This is a genomic window from Nocardia sp. NPDC049526, assembly GCF_044465765.1.
Lineage (GTDB): Bacteria > Actinomycetota > Actinomycetes > Mycobacteriales > Mycobacteriaceae > Nocardia.
In genome coordinates, this window is the sequence record NZ_JBITMA010000001.1 from 1,023,489 (window position 1) to 1,043,021 (window position 19,533).

The 19,533-nt window shown below is 66.3% G+C and carries 19 protein-coding genes and 1 riboswitch; of the genes, 11 read left to right on the top strand and 8 right to left on the bottom strand.

Annotated elements, in window-relative coordinates; all coding sequences use genetic code 11:
* Nucleotides 1–147 precede the first annotated feature (147 nt).
* Both ACIBW7_RS04470 and ACIBW7_RS04475 read right to left on the bottom strand, forming a co-directional pair.
* Nucleotides 148–1,203: an alpha/beta fold hydrolase gene (locus ACIBW7_RS04470; RefSeq protein ID WP_397043935.1), complete on the bottom strand. Its 1,056-nt coding sequence runs from the start codon at nucleotides 1,201–1,203 to the stop codon at nucleotides 148–150.
* 312 nt (nucleotides 1,204–1,515) lie between these two features.
* Complete coding sequence (locus ACIBW7_RS04475) at nucleotides 1,516–1,785, bottom strand: hypothetical protein (protein WP_397043937.1); 270 nt, start codon at nucleotides 1,783–1,785, stop codon at nucleotides 1,516–1,518.
* 77 nt (nucleotides 1,786–1,862) lie between these two features.
* Here ACIBW7_RS04475 and ACIBW7_RS04480 point away from each other — a divergent pair, with 77 nt between their 5' ends.
* Genes ACIBW7_RS04480 through ACIBW7_RS04490 form a run of 3 tightly spaced genes read left to right on the top strand, consistent with a single transcriptional unit; the run spans nucleotide 1,863 to nucleotide 2,968 of the window.
* Nucleotides 1,863–2,240: a glyoxalase superfamily protein gene (locus ACIBW7_RS04480; protein ID WP_397043939.1), complete on the top strand. Its 378-nt coding sequence runs from the start codon at nucleotides 1,863–1,865 to the stop codon at nucleotides 2,238–2,240.
* Nucleotides 2,241–2,291: 51 nt separating this feature from the next.
* Nucleotides 2,292–2,756, top strand: a complete 465-nt coding sequence (locus ACIBW7_RS04485; protein WP_397043941.1) for a DUF2752 domain-containing protein — start codon at nucleotides 2,292–2,294, stop codon at nucleotides 2,754–2,756.
* A 23-nt stretch (nucleotides 2,757–2,779) separates the two neighbouring features.
* On the top strand, nucleotides 2,780–2,968 hold the full coding sequence (locus ACIBW7_RS04490) for a hypothetical protein (protein WP_397043943.1): 189 nt from the start codon (nucleotides 2,780–2,782) through the stop codon (nucleotides 2,966–2,968).
* Between the two features lie 7 nt (nucleotides 2,969–2,975).
* Here ACIBW7_RS04490 and ACIBW7_RS04495 read toward each other — a convergent pair whose 3' ends face one another.
* From ACIBW7_RS04495 to ACIBW7_RS04505, 3 genes are all read right to left on the bottom strand, one after another.
* Complete coding sequence (locus ACIBW7_RS04495) at nucleotides 2,976–4,331, bottom strand: M1 family metallopeptidase (RefSeq protein WP_397043945.1); 1,356 nt, start codon at nucleotides 4,329–4,331, stop codon at nucleotides 2,976–2,978.
* The gene (locus tag ACIBW7_RS04500) at nucleotides 4,331–8,362 is read right to left on the bottom strand and encodes a Pls/PosA family non-ribosomal peptide synthetase (RefSeq protein ID WP_397044216.1); all 4,032 of its coding nucleotides are present in this window, start codon (nucleotides 8,360–8,362) and stop codon (nucleotides 4,331–4,333) included. Before ACIBW7_RS04500 ends, ACIBW7_RS04495 begins: the two co-directional genes overlap by 1 nt.
* Nucleotides 8,363–8,479: 117 nt before the next feature.
* Nucleotides 8,480–8,902 (bottom strand): MarR family winged helix-turn-helix transcriptional regulator, encoded by a 423-nt coding sequence (locus ACIBW7_RS04505; RefSeq protein WP_397043947.1) that lies wholly within the window; start codon nucleotides 8,900–8,902, stop codon nucleotides 8,480–8,482.
* 81 nt (nucleotides 8,903–8,983) lie between these two features.
* Between ACIBW7_RS04505 and ACIBW7_RS04510 the strand changes: the two genes are divergently transcribed.
* The gene (locus ACIBW7_RS04510) at nucleotides 8,984–10,411 is read left to right on the top strand and encodes a DHA2 family efflux MFS transporter permease subunit (RefSeq protein WP_397043949.1); all 1,428 of its coding nucleotides are present in this window, start codon (nucleotides 8,984–8,986) and stop codon (nucleotides 10,409–10,411) included.
* A 44-nt stretch (nucleotides 10,412–10,455) separates the two neighbouring features.
* On the opposite strand, the gene ACIBW7_RS04515 is transcribed toward ACIBW7_RS04510, so the two are convergent.
* Nucleotides 10,456–11,091, bottom strand: coding sequence for a LysE family translocator (locus tag ACIBW7_RS04515; protein ID WP_397043951.1), 636 nt, complete (start codon nucleotides 11,089–11,091; stop codon nucleotides 10,456–10,458).
* Nucleotides 11,092–11,204: 113 nt separating this feature from the next.
* Nucleotides 11,205–11,318: riboswitch (SAM riboswitch) on the top strand.
* Between the two features lie 45 nt (nucleotides 11,319–11,363).
* On the opposite strand from ACIBW7_RS04515, the gene ACIBW7_RS04520 reads away from it, so the two are divergent.
* From ACIBW7_RS04520 to ACIBW7_RS04535, 4 genes are all read left to right on the top strand, one after another.
* Nucleotides 11,364–12,686 carry an aminotransferase class V-fold PLP-dependent enzyme gene (locus tag ACIBW7_RS04520; RefSeq protein ID WP_397043953.1) on the top strand — a complete coding sequence of 441 codons (1,323 nt, stop codon included), beginning with the start codon at nucleotides 11,364–11,366 and terminating at the stop codon, nucleotides 12,684–12,686.
* Nucleotides 12,687–12,941: 255 nt separating this feature from the next.
* Complete coding sequence (locus tag ACIBW7_RS04525; RefSeq protein ID WP_397043955.1) at nucleotides 12,942–13,454, top strand: YbaB/EbfC family nucleoid-associated protein; 513 nt, start codon at nucleotides 12,942–12,944, stop codon at nucleotides 13,452–13,454.
* A 3-nt stretch (nucleotides 13,455–13,457) separates the two neighbouring features.
* Complete coding sequence (locus ACIBW7_RS04530) at nucleotides 13,458–13,802, top strand: hypothetical protein (protein WP_397043957.1); 345 nt, start codon at nucleotides 13,458–13,460, stop codon at nucleotides 13,800–13,802.
* 4 nt (nucleotides 13,803–13,806) lie between these two features.
* Nucleotides 13,807–15,027 (top strand): hypothetical protein, encoded by a 1,221-nt coding sequence (locus ACIBW7_RS04535; RefSeq protein WP_397043959.1) that lies wholly within the window; start codon nucleotides 13,807–13,809, stop codon nucleotides 15,025–15,027.
* Between the two features lie 33 nt (nucleotides 15,028–15,060).
* Here ACIBW7_RS04535 and ACIBW7_RS04540 read toward each other — a convergent pair whose 3' ends face one another.
* Both ACIBW7_RS04540 and ACIBW7_RS04545 read right to left on the bottom strand, forming a co-directional pair.
* Nucleotides 15,061–15,612: a flavin reductase family protein gene (locus tag ACIBW7_RS04540; RefSeq protein WP_397043961.1), complete on the bottom strand. Its 552-nt coding sequence runs from the start codon at nucleotides 15,610–15,612 to the stop codon at nucleotides 15,061–15,063.
* A gap of 33 nt (nucleotides 15,613–15,645) precedes the next feature.
* Nucleotides 15,646–16,119, bottom strand: a complete 474-nt coding sequence (locus tag ACIBW7_RS04545) for a YbaK/EbsC family protein (protein ID WP_397043963.1) — start codon at nucleotides 16,117–16,119, stop codon at nucleotides 15,646–15,648.
* 161 nt (nucleotides 16,120–16,280) lie between these two features.
* Between ACIBW7_RS04545 and ACIBW7_RS04550 the strand changes: the two genes are divergently transcribed.
* From ACIBW7_RS04550 to ACIBW7_RS04560, 3 genes are all read left to right on the top strand, one after another.
* Nucleotides 16,281–17,102: a crotonase/enoyl-CoA hydratase family protein gene (locus tag ACIBW7_RS04550; protein ID WP_397043965.1), complete on the top strand. Its 822-nt coding sequence runs from the start codon at nucleotides 16,281–16,283 to the stop codon at nucleotides 17,100–17,102.
* A gap of 91 nt (nucleotides 17,103–17,193) precedes the next feature.
* Nucleotides 17,194–17,700, top strand: a complete 507-nt coding sequence (locus ACIBW7_RS04555) for a MarR family winged helix-turn-helix transcriptional regulator (protein ID WP_397043967.1) — start codon at nucleotides 17,194–17,196, stop codon at nucleotides 17,698–17,700.
* Between the two features lie 59 nt (nucleotides 17,701–17,759).
* Nucleotides 17,760–19,502: an MDR family MFS transporter gene (locus ACIBW7_RS04560; protein ID WP_397044218.1), complete on the top strand. Its 1,743-nt coding sequence runs from the start codon at nucleotides 17,760–17,762 to the stop codon at nucleotides 19,500–19,502.
* Nucleotides 19,503–19,533: the final 31 nt, after the last annotated feature.

Consider the following 19,533-nt stretch of genomic DNA (forward strand, 5'->3'; position numbering starts at 1 on the left):
ACATGGATGGTCAGGGCTGCTGAGGCAGCCGACGCCATGTCCGTCGAATGGTGATCACCGGTCCACGGTAACAACGGTGACGAGCGGTATTCCAGGAATTTTCTGCTGGGGCCGGGCGCCGTTGACCAGCCCCAGCAGGGGTTCGGGTCAGCCCGCGGCGGCCGTGCGTGGGTTGGCGCGCTGGACCACGTCGGCGAGCAGGGTGTTGAAGCGGTCCGCGGCCTCGATATTGCCGAGGTGGCCGGTGGGCCAGACCTGGTAGTCGGCGAGGTGGCCCGCATTGGACAGAGCCTCGGCGATCGGGCGCGACATGCGCTCGGGCAGCAGGTGATCCTCGGCGCCCGCGATGACCGTGGTCGGCACCGTCAGGTGCTTCGCGGCATCGCCCAGGTCCAAGCCGGCGAGGGCCGCGGCGTGCAGGCCGCGGGTGAGCGGGCGGCACGAGCGGACGATGCCGAGTGCGAAGTCCACCTCGTCACGGGTGGCGGGCTTGGACATGACGCGGGCCTTGAATACCGCGCTGACCGGCCACCCGCCCGGCAGCGGAATCGGCGCGGCGAGTGCGGTTTCCGCGATGACGAGCGGGACGCGGACGCTGGCGCCGAGTACGGTCACCGGGCGCTTGGCCACCATGAGCGGCTTGTTGAACAGCGGCAGCAGGTCGGTTTCGTACCGGATATCGCTGGCCGCGGTATTGGCCATGATGACCGCGGCGGCGCGGCGCGTGACCTGTTCCGGATAGCGAGATGCCCACGCCTGCAGGGTGATTCCACCCATGCTATGGCCGACGAGGACGGCGCGCTTGCCGAGCGGGAGAGCGGCCTCGAGCACTGCTTCGAGGTCGTCGGCCAGTGTCTGCGCGCCCGGGCCGGTGCTGCCGAGGGTGCTCTCGCCGTGGCCGCGCTGATCGTAGGCGAGGACGCGGTAGCGGTCGGCGAAGGCATTGATCTGCGGATTCCAGTACTCGATGCAGCAGCTCCAGCCGTGGATCAAGACGATGACATCGCCGTCGGCGGGCCCGTAGGCATGGACCCTGAGCTTGGCCCCGTCCCCGGTGGTGACCGGGATGATCTCGGGTGTGGCGGCGGGCTTGTTGAGTGACGCGGTCCGGTATGTCCGCGACCGTAGTCCAGCACGGTAGGCGGCGGTCAACGGTTCGTCTCCGCGCACTTCCGCCAGCGTCCTCATCGACTTGACCAGCATTCGAGCACTCCTTTGTGTCTGCCGCCACAGTACAGTGCAAGCTAAGTGCTTGCTACTGCTAGCGCTCCAGTGGCGGAAATCCTGGCTCTATCGGATGGATACCCGAAATTAGGTCGGCCAATAGTCCTGCCGGAAGAAACATCGAGCACGAGCTCTTCTTCCTTGATATCGCCTGTGCCCGAGGCAGCCGTTACCCCCGCCGCCCACCTGGCTTGTCCCCGATCTCCCTGTCTCACCCCACAATCCCGCCCCCGTTCTCGGGATCAGCCCGGTTCTGGGGCCGCGGATCCCGACAAAGAGTGCGGTTGGAAGTCAGCTGGGGGTCAGGAAATCGACGATATCCTCGGGCATCACCAGGCAGACCTGGTCGTCCGGATGGAAATCGCCGGGGAGGTCGCGGCGGTTGGGGGCGCGCACGAAAACGACCACGGACGAACCGTCTCCGGGGTCTATTTCGACCGCGACCGAGCCGGAGAAATCGCTGTCCGGGGGTGCGTACCAGTGGCACACATGCCCGAATTCGAGCTTGCGAGCCGCGCTGACCCCGAATCCGTCGAGCCGGGTAACACCAGCGGCGTCCACGTCGCAAAATTGTACTCTAGCTGCGGAAATGCCGGACCGAATCGATCATGTCGGTAGCTGCTGCGATGATTTCGCCCATGGCTTCCGACGCGGTCCGATTGGCGGCGCCGATTCCGGTGCTGCGCATATTCGATATTGCCAAGGCGTACGAGTTCTACCGCGACTATCTGGGATTCACTGTGGACTGGGAACACCGGTTCGGTGCGAACTTTCCGTTGTATGCGCAGGTGTCGCGGTCGTCGGCCAGGGTGCATTTGAGTGAGCACCACGGTGACGGCACTCCCGGATCGGTGGTGTGGATCGCGGTGGACGACATCAAGGCGCTGCATGCCGAGTTGGCGGGCAAGGACTATCGGTATGCGAAGCCGGGGTGTCCGGAGGACGGGCCGGGTGGGCCGGGGTTCGAACTGGCCGATCCGTTCGGCAATACGTTGCGGTTCGCCCAACCCGAATAGCGGGCACGAGCTGTGGCGGGTGTAGGGCAGCCGCGGCTACCGTTGGTGCTTGTGGAGATAAGTCATGCGGTACCGGTCGCACACCAAGAAGCGGTGGCGGAACAGCCGAAGCGCACCGGGCTGCGCGCCATGGGGTGGCCGCTGGTGGCAGCGGGTGTCGGGGTCGGCGCCGTCGTCCTGCTGCATTTCCGGGATCCGCACGGCGAAGGCTCCTATGGAATCTGCCCGGTCTACGCGCTGACGGGGTTTTATTGCCCCGGCTGCGGCGGCATGCGGGGCATGCACAATCTGACCGACGGCCGAATTCTCGATGCGATACACAGCAATCTGCTCGTGCTGCCGCTGGTGCTGGCCTTCGTGCTGTGGATCGGTGACTGGTCGATCCGTGCCTGGCGCGGTGAGCGGATGCGACTACCTCGGATCGGCCGCACCACGATGTGGGTGTTCTTCGCGCTGCTCATCGGCTATACGGTGTTGCGGAATACGCCGTGGGGGACCTGGCTCACGCCGGTCTAGCGGATTTCAGGCAGGCTTCGTATATGAGTGATTCGCTGAAGGAACGCGTCCGGGCGAAACTATTGCGCCAGCTCGCCGAGGATGGAACGCGTGACTCGGAACAGGATGATCCGCGCCTGATCTCGGTCGAGTCCGATCTCGATGTGCTGAACAGTGTCGCCGACGACGATCCGTTGGTCGAAGAACTGGCCGTGCGCTACTTGGTCTTCTGACGCCGCCTCAGTGCGATGTCGTATCGACCTGCCCGCCGGAGGGCGGCAGTTGCGGCAGCGGCTCACTGAGCAGCCACGCATCCCAGAGCGGCCGCAGCGGCACCAGACTGTAGTGGCCCGCCAGATCGGTGAATTCCTCTGTGGTGACCGAGCCGTGCCGGTAGCGGATCGTCCACTCGCGCAGTAGATCCCAGAAGGCTGGTTCGCCGAGCTCCAGGCGCAGCGTATGCAGGGTGAGCGCGCCGCGTTTGTACACGCGGTCGTCGAACATACGTCGTGGGCCGGGGTCGCCGATGATGATGTCCTGCGGTTCACGGGACAGGTTGTGCCGGGCGGCGCGGGCCAATTGGTCCGCGGTCGGCCCGCCCGCGGCTTCGGACCAGATCCATTCGGCGTAACAGGCGAAGCCTTCGTGCAGCCAGATGTCACGCCACTGCCAGATGGTGAGGCTGTTGCCGAACCACTGGTGGGCGAGTTCGTGTGCGACAAGACGTTCCGCGCCGCGGCGGCCGTCACAGTGGTTGGCGCCGAAGACGGAGATGCCCTGGGCCTCGATCGGGATCTCGAGGTCGTCATCGGTGACCACGACGGTGTACCCCTCGAACGGATACGGGCCGAACTTCTCGGTGAACAGCTCCATCATCTGCGGCTGGCGCTCGAAGTCGTGTTCGAAACTCGCGCGCAGTCGGGGCGGGATCACGGCCTGCATCGGCACCGAACCGCGCGGGCTGCCCATGCGGTGTTTCCGGTACTGCCCGATCTGGATGGTGGCCAGATAGCTCGACATCGGCTCGGACTGTTCGTAGACCCAGGTGGTCTGGCTGGCCTTGGTCTGCTTGCGCATCAGGGTGCCGTTGGCGAGTGCGTAGTACGGGGTGTCGGTGGTGATCGAAATCCGGTAGCTGGCTTTGGAACTCGGGTGGTCGTCGCAGGGGAACCAGGACGCGGCGCCGTTGGGCTGGCTGGCCACCAGCGCGCCCTCGGTCAGTTCCTCCCAGCCCACCTCGCCCCACGGCCCGCGCACCGGCTTCGGCAGCCCGGCGTATTGGATGACCAGCTCGAGCACCCCACCCGCCGGGATGCGGTGCTGCGGTGTGATGACGAGCTTGCCGTGCTGGTGGGAGTATTTCGCGGCCTTGGTGCCGTTGACGAGCACCTTGGACACGGTGAGCGACTGGGACAGGTCGAGCGCGAAACGGTCACGGACGGCTTCGGTCACCGCGATGATCCGAGCTCGGCCTGCCATGCGATTGCTGGCGACCTTATAAGTGATCTCGAGTTCGTACCGCGATACCCGGTAGCCCCAGTTTCCGTTCTGCGGTAGGTATTCGTCGACGGGCTCTTCGTAGTACTTACCCGCCATCAGGAGGTTGCTCCTGCCTCGCTAAGGCTCGGTGCCTCACTCGACCACGGCGCGATCGGATTGCCCCACCAGCGGGTGGACGGCGGCACGGTGTCACCGCGCATGACCAGCGAGGCGGGGCCGACGGTCGCGCCCGCGCCGATGCCGGCGGCGGGCAGGGCGACGCAGTGCGGCCCGAGGGTGGCGCCCGCGTCGAGGGTCACGGTGTCCATGGCCATGATTCGATCGTGGAAGAGGTGGGTCTGCACCACACATCCGCGTTCCACGGTCGCGCCGTCACCGAGTGTCACCAGGTCCGCCTCCGGTAGCCAATAGGACTCGCACCATACCCCGCGTCCGATCTTCGCGCCGAGTCCACGAAGCCACAGATTCAGTACGGGGGTACCGGTCGCGGCGCGCGCGAACCACGGCGCGGCGACGGTTTCGACGAAGGTGTCGGAAACCTCGTTGCGCCACACGAATGAACTCCACAGCGGATGCTCCTCGGCGCGAATTCGCCCGACCAGCAACCACTTCGCGGTGACCGCACTCGCCCCCGCGATCGCACCGGCGGCCATCAGGACCAATCCGCAGAGCAGTCCGGCGACCAGATAGCCCGCCGATTCCGCGATCCAGGCCAGCGTGAACAGCACACCGAGGCCGATGGCGAAGCTCACGAGCACCGGGACGAGTCGGCAGGTCTCGACTATGCCGCGGAACACCTTCAGCCGCAGCGGCGGATCGAAGGTGCGTTCGGTATCGCCGCTTTCGGAGGCGCGCCGCAGTCGCACCGGTGGGCTGCCGAGCCAGGACGAACCCGCCTTGGCCTTGGATGGTGCGGCCGAAAGCACGGCGACCAGCCCGTTTTTCGGGACCCGTCGACCGGGTGCGGTCATACCGGAATTGCCGAGGAAGGCGCGCTTGCCGACCTTCGCGTCGCCGATGTGCAGCCAGCCGCCGCCGAGTTCGTAGCTGGCGATCATGGTGTCGTCGGCGAGGAACGCGCCGTCGGCGACCGTGGTGAATTTCGGCAGCAGCAGCACCGTGGACGCCTCGACGCTCTTACCGACCTTGGCGCCGAGCAGGCGCAGCCACAACGGGGTCAGCAGGCTGGCGTAGAGCGGGAACAAGAAGGTGCGCGCCGAATCCAGCAGCCGCTCGGTGGCCCATGCCTGCCAGCCGACCCGGCTGCGGACGGGATGATGGCCCTCGGTGAGTCCGATGCTGAGCAGCCGGACCGCGATGACCGTGGCCACCGTGTACACGGCGAGGCTCAGCAGCGTTGCGACGGGCAGGATGGCGAAGCCCTTGCCGAGCGCACCCGCGAGGGTCCGGGCATCGCGGATGAACCAGGCGATGAATGCGCCGCCCACCGCCAGACCGACAATGGGCATGGCCGCCAATGCCATCGAGGTCACGCCGAAAATCGCGACCCAGTGCGCGGCCCGCGCCGGTGTGTGCGCCGGCCAACGATGCTGGGCCTTACCGACTTTCGCGGCGGGCGAGCCGGCCCACTCCTGTTCGGCCTTCACCTTGCCCGATACCGCCGATCCGGCCGCGATCTCGGCATTCCTACCGATTCTGCTGCCGGGCAACAGGATCGAGCGCGCGCCGATCACCGCGCCCGCACCGATGGTGATCGGGCCGATATGCACCACATCGCCATCGATCCAATAACCGGACAGGTCTACCTCGGGTTCCACACTGCACCCGTCGCCGAGTTCGAGCATGCCGGTGACCGGCGGCAGGGTGTGCAGATCGACGCCCGTGCCGATCTTCGCGCCGAGCACCCGCGCGAACGGCACCATCCACGGTGCGCCGGAGAGACTCTCGGCGCCGCTGGCCTCCGAGAGCCGCACCGCCGCCCACAGTCGCAGGTGCTCCGATCCGCCGCGCGCATAACTGCCGGGCCGCAGGTCGCGCAGCAGAATCCGGGCGCCGGTCGCGCAGATCACCATGCGACCGGGCGGTGAGATGAACAGCAGGAAGGCGGCCAACGTCCACCACCAGGACAGATGCGGCAACCAGGGCAGCGAGCCGGACCAGCCCGCGATATTGCCGACAATGGCCAACCAGGTCAGCCACTGCAGTCCGGTGAGGGTCGTCAGCGGGATGGTGGCCAGCACCTGGGTCCACTGGGCGCGCAGCGGCGTCGGGCGCACGATGCGTTCCTCGACGGCGGCGCTCGGCGCGGTCTCGTCGAGCAGTTCGGCCAGTGCGCCCAGGCGTGGATGGTCGTAGAGATCGGCGACGGTGATTCGCGGATAACGTTCGCGCAGTGCGGTGACCAGTTGCGCCGCCGACAGCGAGCCACCGCCGAGATCGAAGAAATCGGTATCCGGACCGGTGGCCACGGCGCCGAGAATCGAATCCCACAATCCGGCAATCCATTGTTCGGTTTCGGTGAGATCGCCGGTCGCGGTTTCGGGTTCGGAGGTGTTCGGCAGCGGCCACGGCAGGGCGTCGCGATCGACCTTGCCCGAGGTGCGGGTGGGCAGGTCCGCGACGATGGCGAGACGGGGGACCAGCGGGGCCGGAAGTTGTTCGGCGAGTTGGGCTCTGGCGGCCGCGAGGTCGAAATCGGGTGTGGTGCCGGTCAGGTAGCCGACCAGGATTTTATTGCCCGCCTTGGTGGTTCGGATCGCGGCCGCGGCACCGGTGACGCCGGGTAGGTGCTGCAGGGCGTTGTCGAGTTCGCCGAGTTCGATGCGGCGGCCGCCGAGTTTGATCTGATCGTCGGCGCGGCCGAGGAAGACCAGACCCGCGCTCTCCTTGCGAACCAGATCGCCGCTGCGGTAGGCGCGCTCCCAGCCGAGTGACGGTAGCGGAGCGTACTTTTCGGCGTCCTTGGCCGGATCGAGGTAGCGGGCCAGGCCGACTCCGCCGATCACGAGTTCACCGGATTCGCCCTCGTCCACCGGATTTCCGGCGGCATCGACGACGGCCAGATCCCAGCCGTCCAGGGGAAGTCCGATCCGGACCGGGAAGCTGCCGTCGAGCAGCGCCGCACAGGCGACCACCGTCGCTTCGGTGGGGCCGTAGGTATTCCAGACCTCGCGCTCGGAATCTATATCTGATTTGCGGCGTTCACGGGGCCCTGCGTGGTCACGCTCCGCTACCTCCGCCGGGCCCGTCGCTCGCGCCGCGGGGTTTCCGGCAAGGCGTTCGGCGAGCTCGGGCGGCACCGCCTCACCGCCGAAGATCAGCAGCCGGACCGAGTCGAGCGCCTCGACGGGCCAGGTCGCGGCAAGTGTGGGAACCGTCGAGACGACGCTGATTTCGCGCCGGACCAGCCAGGGCCCGAGATCCGCGCCGGTGCGGACCAGGGCGCGCGGCGCGGGCACCAGGCAGGCGCCGTTGCGCCAGGCCAGCCACATTTCCTCGCAGGAGGCGTCGAAGGCGACCGAGAGTCCGGCGAGGACCCGGTCGCCCGGACCGATCGGGGCATCCGGCAGGAACAGGCGCGCTTCCGCGTCGACGAAGGCGGCGGCATTGCGGTGGGTGACCGCGACGCCCTTCGGGGTTCCGGTGGATCCGGAGGTGAAGATGATCCACGCGTCGTCGCTGGGGGTGGGGCGAACGGTCGAGGCGTCAGCGCACTCGGGCCGTTCGACGGCGGTCGGCTCGACGCCTGCTGCGGTCACGATCGCGGTGACGCGCGCCTCACCGAAGACGAGCCGGGCGCGCTCGTCCGGATCGTCGGCGTCCACCGGGACATAGGCTGCACCGGCAAAAAGAATCGCCAGAATAGTGACGTAAAGCTCATGCGTGCCGGACGGCATGCGCACGCCGACGCGGTCGCCGGGACGCACACCGGCCGCGGTCAAGCGCACGACTCCGGCGTCGATTTCGGCCAGCAATTCGGTGTAGCTGAGCACCACGCGACCGTCATCGATCGCGGGCGCCTCCGGATGGGCTTGCGCGGTGCTGTTCAGGATGTCGACAAGGGTCCTGGCCTGCGGCGCGAGTGCGGCGCGTAGCAGAGGTTCGGGCGTGCGGAGCCCGTCGGTCGGGTCTGTGCCCGCCGCGGTGTCGACCTGCGGCCGCAGCATCACGTCCTGCCCACCTCTCATAGACCTGCCTAGCGCTTCCTCGTTGTTGTTTCACAGCAGGGTTACCAGTGGGCAAACGCCACGGTGACCAACTGTCTACGGTACCTGCGGTATCGGTCAGAGTTCTTCGCCCAATGCTTTCAGCGCAAGGCGGTGCAGGGTCTTCCGCTCGTCCTCGTCGAGGCGGTACAGCACCCGCTCAGCGGCCTTTTCGATGAGTTCATCGGTCTTGCGGCGCTCGGCGCGTCCGGCCTGGGTGATGGACAGCCGGTATTTGCGCCGGTCCGTCGAATCGCGGGTGCGGATGACGAAACCGGCCTCCTCCAGACCGTCGATCAGCCGGACCACCTCGCTGCGGTCGATGCCCAGCGCGGTGGAGACCTGCTGCTGGGACAGGTCGTCGAATTCCTCCAGGCAGACCAGCACCCAGTGTTCACGCAATGACGTGCCCATCTCGGCGTGTACGGCCTTGTGCAGCTTGCCGAGCGCGTACGTCGGGAAGCGGAGCAGGCCGCGGGGGTGGATGTGGTCAGCGGGCATTCGGTAATTGTATCTATTGTTGATGAGCTAGATTGTTGATAATCTCCGCAATCTAGGTTGTCTACAAATAGCGGAGGATCCATGTCGGATACTCGAACGGCCGTCGCCGCCACCGCGCCCGCACTCGAACCCATTCCCGCGCGGGTCTGGCGAGTGGCCGGTGTGGTGGTCTTCGGCGCCGTCATGAGCATGTTGGACACGTCGCTGGTGAATATCGGGCTGAATTCCATCGCGACGGATCTCGGTGCGGCACTGGACAGTGCCCAGTGGATCGCGAGCGGGTATCTGCTCGCACTCGCCGTCACGCTGCCGCTGTGCGGTTGGCTCGGCCGGCAATTCGGAATGGACCGGGTCTGGTTGACCGCGCTCGCCGGATTCACGGTGACCTCCGGACTGTGTGCGCTGGCGCCGAATATCGGCTGGCTCATCGGTTTTCGGATCGCGCAGGGTCTGGCCGCGGGGCTATTGGTGCCCGCCGGGCAGACGCTGCTCGGGCAGGTCGCGGGTCCGCATCGGTTGGGGCGGGTGATGAGTGTCGTCGGCATCGCGGTGGTCGCCGCGCCCGCGATCGGACCGACCATCGGCGGCGTCATGCTGGCGAATCTGGATTGGGAGTGGTTGTTCCTGATCAATATCCCGTTCGGGCTGGTGGCGTTCGTCCTGGGGCGTCGGTTGTTACCGCGGGCGCAGGCGACGGGCAACGGCGGTCGATTCGATGCCACCGGATTCGCATTGATCGCGGTGGGGCTGTCGGCGCTGGTCTATGGACTGGGTGAATTCGGCAGTCGCGGTGGCGTTTCCGCGCCGACGGTGTGGGTGTCGGTGGTGGTCGGGGTGCTGGCGCTCGGGCTGTTCGTGGTGCGGTCGGTGCGCGGTGGTGGCGGGAGTCTGCTCGATGTCGGACTCTTCCGGCATCCGGTATTCGCGACGGCGAATGTGGCGAACTTTTTCGCCGGTGCGTCACTGTTCGGAGCAATGCTGTTGTTGCCGTTGTACTTTCAAGTACTGCATCGCGACGGTCTCATCGCGACGGGTTTGCTGCTCATGTCCTTCGGGATCGGTGGCATCATCGCGCTGCCCGTCGGCGGCCGGTTGACCGATCGGTACGGCGGGGGAGTGATCGCGGTGGTCGGCAGTGCGGTGACGGCCGCGGTCACCGTGCCATTCGCGCTCGGCGATGCTTCGATGAATCCCGTTGTCGTGCAGGCACTTCTGTTGATCCGCGGCGTGGCCACCGGATTGACCGGGGTGCCGATCATCGCTGCGGCCTATGCCGCGGCACGGCCCGAGCAGCTGCCGGATGCGGCATCGTTGGTGAATATTCTGCAGCGGGTCGGCGGGTCGATCGGCGCGGCATTGCTCGCGGTGGTGCTGTATCGCGGGGCCGCTGCGGGATTGTCGGTGGATGCCGGGTTCCGGCAAGCGTTCTGGTGGCTCACGGTCGCGTCGGTCATCTCATTTATCGCGTCACTATTGCTGTGGCGCAAGGAGATTCAGCTGAACCAGTGACGCCGTGCGCCTGGTCGGCGGCGGCCGGCCAGGCGCATGACGGATCACGCGGCAGAAGCGGCCGTGCCGATGCCGAGCGCGGCGAGAATGGCCGCGCTGATCTGTTCGAGCCGATCGCGAACCTGTGGGCGGCGCAACATCGCAACCGCTCGTGACGCCAGCACGGCGAGCAGGATCATCTCGACGGCGGCAATGGAGCATTCGATGGCGCCGAGGGCGAGGGTGTTCAGAAAGGTGACATCGGTGAGGAATTGCGGCAGAACCGCCAGGTAGAACAGCCCGACCTTCGGGTTGAACATGCACGACACCAGACCTGCGGCGAATGCCGAGCGGATCGAGGCGGGAGCCTGCGCGGCCGACTGTCCGGACGCCGCGGCGGTGCCCGCCCCGCGCTGCTTGCGGTGATCGATCAGCGCCCGAATTCCCAAGTACACCAAGTAGATTCCGCCGACGACCTTGAGCGTCCGGTAGGCCGTCGCGGACTGTTCCAGCAGGGCGGCGACGCCCGCTGCGACCACCACCGCCCACACGATCCCGCCCAATGCCGAGCCGATCGCCGCGGCGATACCGGGTCGCGCGTCCACGATCGAGAAACGCAGCACCAGGAACGAATCCGGGCCGGGCGTGATCGACAGCAGAATGCACAGGCCGATAAAGCTGAGCAGCAGGGAAAGCGTCACCTCTCGATCAGATCGCACATCGCTCGGCATTGCAAGGTTATTTATTCGACTGCATGTGTATGCAGAAATGATTCGGTTGACAGGACGGTGTGGCATCTGCCAATCTCGGTTCAGGTCATGAGTACCAGCGTCAAGCCCCGGCTAGCTGGTCGGCAACCCTCCTCCGCGGCGGGGTGCTCCGGGTGACGACCGGGCCGCAGCCCGACCGGGTGCGGCAAGCGCGGACTCGGATGATCACCTGATTTCGGGTCCCACAGCCGATGGGATTTGTGATGACCGCTGTAGTTGAGCAGAGCTGTGCCGCCCTCGCCCGGGTTTCCGGCGACGACCTCCAGGTGCCGCTCGTACAGGGCGGAACGACCACCTACGCGAACTTCGACTACGCCGCTAGCGCACCGGCATTGGCGCAGGTCACCGACCGCGTGCAGCAGCTGCTGCCGTTCTACGCGAGCGTGCACCGCGGTGCCGGTTACGCCTCGCGGATCTCCACCGAGTGCTACGAGGCCGCGCGCGGCTCGGTCACCCGCTTCCTCGACGCCGCCGACGACCAGGTGGTGGTGTTCACCCGCAACACCACCGATTCGCTGAATCTGCTCGCCGCCTGTGTGCCCGGCGACACCGTGGTGCTGGATATCGAACATCATGCGAACTTCCTGCCCTGGACCCGGCACGGTCGTCGCGTCGTCAAGGCCGCGGCGACCGTCGAGGAGACGATCCGCCAGCTGATCGCCGAATTGTGCAGTAGGCCGGCGGCATTGCTCGCGGTCACCGGCGCGTCGAATGTGACCGGTGAGGTGCTGCCACTCGAGCGCCTGGCCACCATCGCGCACCAGTGCGGTGCGCGGATCCTGGTCGATGCCGCGCAACTGGCACCGCATCGTCGAATCAGCCTGCGCGCCACCGGAATCGACTACCTCGCCTTTTCCGGCCACAAGCTCTACGCACCGTTCGGCGCGGGAGTGCTTGTCGGACGCCGGGATTGGCTCGATGCCGCCGAACCGTATCTGGCGGGCGGCGGGGCGGTCCGCGAGGTCACCACTACCAGCGCGGAATGGGCATCGGCACCACAGCGTCACGAGGCCGGTTCGCCGAATGTGCTGGGCGCGGCCGCACTCGCCGCCGCATGTGACGCGCTGTGCGCGATCGATCCGAAAACCCTTGCCGCGCATGAGCGACTGCTCGCCGATCGCCTGCGTGCCGGGCTGTCCGCGATTCCGGGCGTCAACCTGCTGCGCATCTGGGACGACAGCCCCGACACCGTCGGCATTGTCGCCTTCACGCTGGACGGATTCGTCCCCGGACACGTCGCGGCCTATCTCTCCGCCGAACACGGCATCGGCATTCGCGACGGCCGCTTCTGCGCCCACCCGCTGCTCGAGCGGCTCGGCCTGGACGGTGCGCTGCGTGCCAGCATCGGCCTCGGCACCAGCTCCGCCGATGTGGATCGGCTGGTCGAGGCCATCGCCACCCTGGTCGACACGGGTGCGTCGTGGAATTACGCCAGTACTGACGGACTTTGGAACCCGACACCCGAGACCCGTCCCTTCGCCCGCCTCGACTCCGGCAACGGTGCCGCGCCCTGCTCGATCGGCTGATCGGAGCCGCGGCGTGGCATTGGGCCGATGCGGTCCGATGACCAGATGAATCCATGCGCGGCGGACGAACAAGCGCGGGACCCCGCCAGGGATTTCGAATCAGCCAGGTCGGCACGATCCACCCGGGTGTGCAGACTTCGCTCCGAAGAATTCACCAAATAATTTGCGGCACCGCGGAACCGCCGCTCCGGCCCTTACGTCTAGAAAGGTGATGACACTCGTCCGGCCGGGGCGGGGGAACGGAAAGGCGGCTGAATGAATTCGGCAGAGCGGGACGCGCTCCAGTCCTGGACGGACGGGATGCGCGGCCGAGTCGACCAGATGACCGATGTCTACGAGCGGCAGCTAGAGCAGTTCGGCGCGGCGAAATCCGAGCTGGCCAACCTGACGGTGCAGGGCTGGTCCCAGGATCAGCTGATTCGGGTGACGGCGAATTCGGCGGGCATTCCGCTGGATGTGTGGGTGGCGCCGGAGGCGTTCAAGCGCTCGAATCCGGAGCGCCTCGGTGCGGCGATGACCGAGGCGGCGCAGGCCGCGGCCCGGGCCGCCAAGGAACAGCTCGACGCGCGCCTGGCGCCGGTGCTGGCGGCGGTATCCGAGGTCGGGCTGCCCGAGGATCCGTTCGGCGAACTGCCGACGATCGCCCGGCCCGACGGAAATATCCTGCCGCCGCCTCCGCCGGAGCCCGAACCGGAGCTGGAGGCGCAGTTCCCGCGGCGGCTGGACGAGGATCCGGACGACGAGGGCCCGCACTGGAAGGGCTGGTAGGTCATGGGCAACAGCAACTTCCGCATCGATCCGGAACAGTTCCGTTCGATTGCGACCGAAATTGGTTCGCTGGGCACCGAATTCGCCACCGAGGTAGCGGAATTCACAAGCGCGCTGAGCGCGGACGGCGACGGCATCGGCGATGACGAATTCGGACAGGCATTCCTGCAGAACTTCCTCGGCCCGACCGAAGATGCGACCGAGATGCTCGACGGTGTGACCAGCCTGCTCGGTTCCATCCAAAAGCGTTTCACCGCTGTCGCGGACGCCGTGACGACGACCGATGGGGACTTCGAGTCGGCCGTCGAGAAGATCACCGGCCTGCTCGACGAGAACGGCAAGGGGTAGCCGCATGGGGCTGCAGATACCATCGGCGCTGGAGCCGGTGGCGGCGGTTGTCGTCTATCGCTGGCCGAAGGCGGATGAGACCAAGCTGTTCAGTTTGGGCAATAAGGCCGAGAAGATGGCGAATACGCTGGAGAAGTACTCCGGCAAGATCGATACCAAATTCCAAGAGGCACTTGGCCATATCGAGGGCGAGACCCACGACGCGATCGAGCGCTATCGGCAGAAGACGATGCAGGCGGTCGAAACGCTCACCGATCTGCTCCGCGATATCGCCCTGGCGCTGCGCATCTATGCATCGCTGATTCTGGCCATCAAGCTGTACATCATCTCGATGCTGATCTACACCGCCATCCAGTTGGCGGCAGCCGCCGCGGCGGCGGTGCCGACCCTCGGCGCGAGTACCGCCGAGGCGGCGGCGATGCAGGTCGCGATCCGCACCGCCATCACGCAGGCGCTGCGCAAGCTGATCCAGCAGATCCTCACCCAGACGGTGATCAAGGCGGCGACCGGCGCATTGACAAGTACCGCAAAGGAATTCCTGCGACAGACCATCGGGATCGAGATGGGTACTCGCGACGGTTACGACATCGACAGGCTGGTCGAATCGGGTGAGCGTGGGGCACTGGATGGGGCCATCCAGGGCGCGCTGAACAAACTCGGGTTCAATAGCACCGATACGAAGAAGTTGGCCGAGCAGCTCACCACCACAGCGTTCGGACCGGCGCGCAATTACAAAGCGCTGTACGACGGTTCGGAACAGACCGAAACCTCGGGCAGCAAGAACGAGTCGGATACGACAACCACGCAGCACGCACCGTATGTGAGTCCGTCGCCCGGGGGTACGACCTTCACCGCCGGTACGTCGACCGACGATTCTTCGACCACGCAGCACGCGCCGTATGTGAGTCCATCGCCCGGGGGTACGACCTTCACCGCCGGTACATCGACCGACGATTCCTCGCCGCAGCACGCGCCGTATGTGGCACCGTCCACGACGCCGACGCCTACTTCGATCCACGACACGACCGCGCCGACGTCGACGCACGGTCCGTATACCACGAGCACCTCGCCCGGGAGTCCACCCGAGCCGACCACTGATCCACCACCGAAGGAACCCAGCCAAGACGAGCTGATCCCGGACGCGACCACGCCCTCATCGCTGGATATGGGCGCGGGTGACACCTTCCACATCGAGGTGCGCACCGGCTCATCCCTCGACCTATAGCGTTGTCGCGCAGGCGAATCCGCCCGGCCGCGCTCAGCCTTCGAGCGAGGTCGGGCGGTAGTAGCGGCCGCGATAGTAGAGCAGCGGTGCGGCGCTGGGCTGTTCGTCGGTTCGGTCGTGGACCCGGGTGACCAGACCGACGACGAGGGTGTGGTCACCGATGGGGATCAACTGCTGGATGGTGGCACGAATCCAGATGGGCGTGCCGTGCAGCACCGGCTCGCCCGTGTCCAGGGTGGTCCACAGGGAGCGGTCGCTGAAGCGTTGATCAGCGGTGCGGGCGAAACGCTTGGCCAGATCGTGCTGGTGTTCGCCGAGGAAATGGACCACCACGGAGTCGGCGGCCTGCAATGCCGTCAGGCTCGACGAGGTGTGGGCGATATTGAAGGAGACCAGCGGCGGCTCCAGGGACAGCGATGCGAAGGAGGTCGCGGTGAAGCCGACCGGGCCGTTCGCGGAGCCCAGGGTGACGACGGTGACGCCCGCCGGATAGTGTCGCATGGAGGCGCGATACAGCTCGGCGGTGATACCGCTCAGATCATCGGGAATCTGGATGTCCGTGGCGGGGGGTTGAGCTTCAGTCACATGACGAAACTACGCCGGGCGTCTGGGTGGCGCTCAGTCCACGTCGATCGCAAGCCCGGCGGTGATACGCACGAGTTCGCGAAACGAGGTGCGGAATACGGTATTCGGATGGCCGCCCGCGGCCCAGACCTCCCGGTGCGTGGACAGCACGTTATCCACCCACGTCGGCAGGTTGGTGGGATGGCCGACCGGCGCGATGCCGCCGATGGGCTGACCTGTCACCTCCTGCACCATCGCGGCGGGGGCGCGGGTGAGCTTGCCTTCCAGCCGTTCGCCGGTGCGCCCGAGGTGGACCTGGTGTGCGCCGGAAACCAGCAGCAGCACCGGATCATCGTCCAGGAGGAAGACCAGTGATTTCGTGATGGCGCCCACATCGACGCCGAGTGCCCGTGCGGCATCGGCGGCGGTGGGCGTGGGGGCGGGCTGAGTGACGATGACACCATGGTGGCCGCGCGCGATCAGGGTATCTGCGACCCGGCATGCGACTGGTGGAAGCGACCTGCGCATGGAACCAGAGTAGAGCGATTGCGGGCAGTATGCCGGTCGGTTTTCGGTCAGTGGTCGGGATGTACGACGGAGAACCAGTGCGGCGCACCGACTTTGCACAGCATTTGCGGGCAGCACGGACTGGTCGGCTGGCTCGGCCGCATCTGCTTTACGCTATACGAATGACTGATTGGCAGGCTTTCACCGTTGAAACCAAGGACCACGTCGCGCAGGTCACGCTGACCGGCCCCGGCAAGGGCAATGCCATGGGTCCGGACTTCTGGCGGGAGCTGCCGGAGATTTTCCGCGGGCTGGACGCCGATCCCGAGGTTCGCGCCATTGTGCTCACCGGTTCCGGAAAGCATTTCTCCTACGGACTCGACCTGCCCGCTATGGCAGGCACGTTCGGTCCGCTGATGGCGGATAAGGCGCTGGCCGCGCCGCGCACCGACTTCCTCTACGAAGTGCGCCGGATGCAAGCCGCGGTGACCGCGGTGGCCGATTGCCGCAAGCCGGTCATCGCCGCGGTTTCCGGCTGGTGCATCGGCGGCGGGCTGGATCTGATCGCCGCCGCCGATATCCGCTACGCGAGCGCGGACGCGAAGTTCAGCCTGCGCGAGGCGAAGGTCGCGATCGTCGCCGATATCGGGTCGCTGCACCGGCTGCCCGGCATCATCGGCGAGGGCCACCTGCGCGAACTCGCCTACACCGGTAAGGACATCGACGCGGCGCGTGCCGAGAAGATCGGCCTGGTCAACGATGTATTCGCCGACCAGGAGGCGGTACTGGACGCGGCGCACGCCATCGCGCGCGAGATCGCCGCGAATCCGCCGCTGGTGGTGCAGGGCGCGAAGGATGTGCTCGAGCAGCGCACCAAGGATCAGGTGGCGGCCGGGTTGCGCTATGTCTCCGCGTGGAACTCCGCCTTCCTGCCGTCCGAGGATCTGACCGAGGCCATCCAGTCGGTGTTCGAGAAGCGAGCCCCGGAGTTCAAGGGCCGGTAAAGGCCGGATATTCGCTTGCCCTAGCTGTTGGCTCGCACACATACTTGTATCACGCAACTAATTGATTGACGCAAGTAAAGGTGAGAGTCGAGTGGACGAGGACGAGCTGTCGGTCGACGCGATCGCGATGCAGCTCACCCGGCTGCAACGGATCCGGGAGCGGACCGCGGCGCAAATGCGGAGCAAGGACGGCGTGGATCCAGCGGCCTTCGCGGTCCTGTTCCGGCTGCTCTGTGACGGACCGATGCGCTCGGGCGAACTTGCCGAGGCGGTGCATTCGGATGCGTCGACGGTCAGTCGGCACGTCGCCCACCTCGTCGAGCGACATTTGGTGGAACGGCAAGCCGATCGCAACGACGGCCGCGCCACCGTGCTCGTCGTCACCGAGCGGGGACGCGAGACCGCCGAGCGGATACGCAGGCGCAAGCGCGAGAACCTGACCCGCGTGATGGCGGCCTGGACTCCACAGGACCGTGCCGCATTCGCCGGACTGCTGCGGCAGTTCGTCGACGACTTCGAGCGGGCCAAGCCCGCGATGATCGCGGCCATCCGCCAGGACCAGCACCAATTCGACCTCGAGACGGAGAACGATTCGTGACCGCACCGGCCACCGTGGCGGAGCCCACGGGTTTCACCCACAGACAGATCCTGACCATCATGAGCGGTCTGCTACTCGGTATGCTGCTCGCGGCGCTGGACCAGACGATCGTTTCCACCGCGATCCGCACCATCGCCGATGATCTCGACGGCTATTCGATGCAGGCCTGGGCGACCACCGCCTACCTGATCACCGCGACGCTCGCGACGCCGCTGTACGGCAAGTTGTCCGATATGTTCGGCCGCAAGCCCTTCTTCATGGCGGCGATCTCGATCTTCGTGATCGGTTCGCTGCTGTGCACGATGGCGCAGTCGATGTACGAACTCGCGGCGTTCCGCGCATTCCAGGGGCTCGGTGCGGGCGGCCTGATGTCGCTGGCGCTGACCATCCTCGGCGATATCGTCAGCCCGCGTGAACGCGCCAAGTACCAGGGCTACTTCCTCGCGGTATTCGGCACCTCCAGCGTGATCGGCCCGGTGCTCGGCGGCGTGCTCGCCGGACAGGACAGCATCTTCGGGATCAGCGGCTGGCGCTGGGTCTTCCTCGTCAACGTGCCGATCGGCCTGGTCGCGCTCGGTGTCGTCTCCAGGGTGCTCAAGCTGCCGAAGCGGCCGCATTCCACCGACCGGGTCGATTGGTGGGGTGTGCTCGTGCTGGCGATCGGACTGGTGCCGCTGCTCATCGTTGCCGAGCAGGGGCGCGAATGGGGTTGGGGCAGTGGACGTTCCATCCTCTGCTATGTGATCGGTGTGCTCGGTGTCATCGGGTTCGTGCTGGTCGAGAAGGCGATGAAGGATAAGGCGCTGATTCCGCTGCGGATGTTCGCCAATAAGACCTTCGCGCTCGGCGTGGTGATTTCGGTCGTGGTCGGCTCGGCGATGTTCGGCGGTATTTCGCTGCTGCCGCAGTACCTGCAGGTGGTGCGCGGATCCAGTCCGACACTGGCCGGTCTGCAGATGCTGCCGATGGTGCTCGGGATGATGACCGGCTCGGTCGTATCCGGCCAGCTGATCTCGCGTACCGGTCGTTACCGGATCTTCCCGCTCATCGGCGCGACCATGTTGACGCTGGGCCTGTTCCTGCTGCACTTCGTGAATGCCGACAGCCCACTGTGGGTCGCGATGATCTTCATGGCCGCCACCGGCTTCGGACTCGGCAATCTCATGCAGCCGCTCACCATAGCGGTGCAGAACGCGTTGCCGCCCAAGGATATGGGCGTCTCCACCGCCGCGGCCACGTTCTTCCGGCAGATCGGCGGCACGATGGGTGTCGCGATATTCCTCTCGATCCTCTTCGCGCAGTTGACGCCGAATATCTCCACCGAGATGAAGTCCGCGGCCACCGATCCGGCCTTCCAGCACGCCGTGGTCGAGGCCGCGCACAGCAGCAATCCCGCTGATGCCGCGCTCGCGAAAGGCCTGCTCGCGCAGGATACTTCGGCGGCCGGTGGGGTGCTGAAGGACAGCTCGATCGTGCAGCAACTGAGCCCAGAGCTGGCGCGGCCGTTCAAGGTCGGTTTCGCGGAATCGATGTCGACGGTATTCCTGTCGGTGACCGGCATGGCACTGCTCGGGCTGATCCTGGTGCTGTTCTGGAAGGAAGTGCCGCTGCGTACGGTCGGCGGTATCGAGGCGGCCAAAGGTGATGCGGCGTCCAACGGTGCCGGACCGGATGTGCTCGAGCGCACCGGATTGTTGACCGCAGGCGGGGAGACCTTGAATCCGTCCGCGGACACGGTAGATGCCATCGCTGCGACCAACGGTGTGGGATCGAAATCGACGGGTGCGGCTGGGCCGGTGTGAATTCATCGGACGCCCGGTTCTGGTCGCGCTA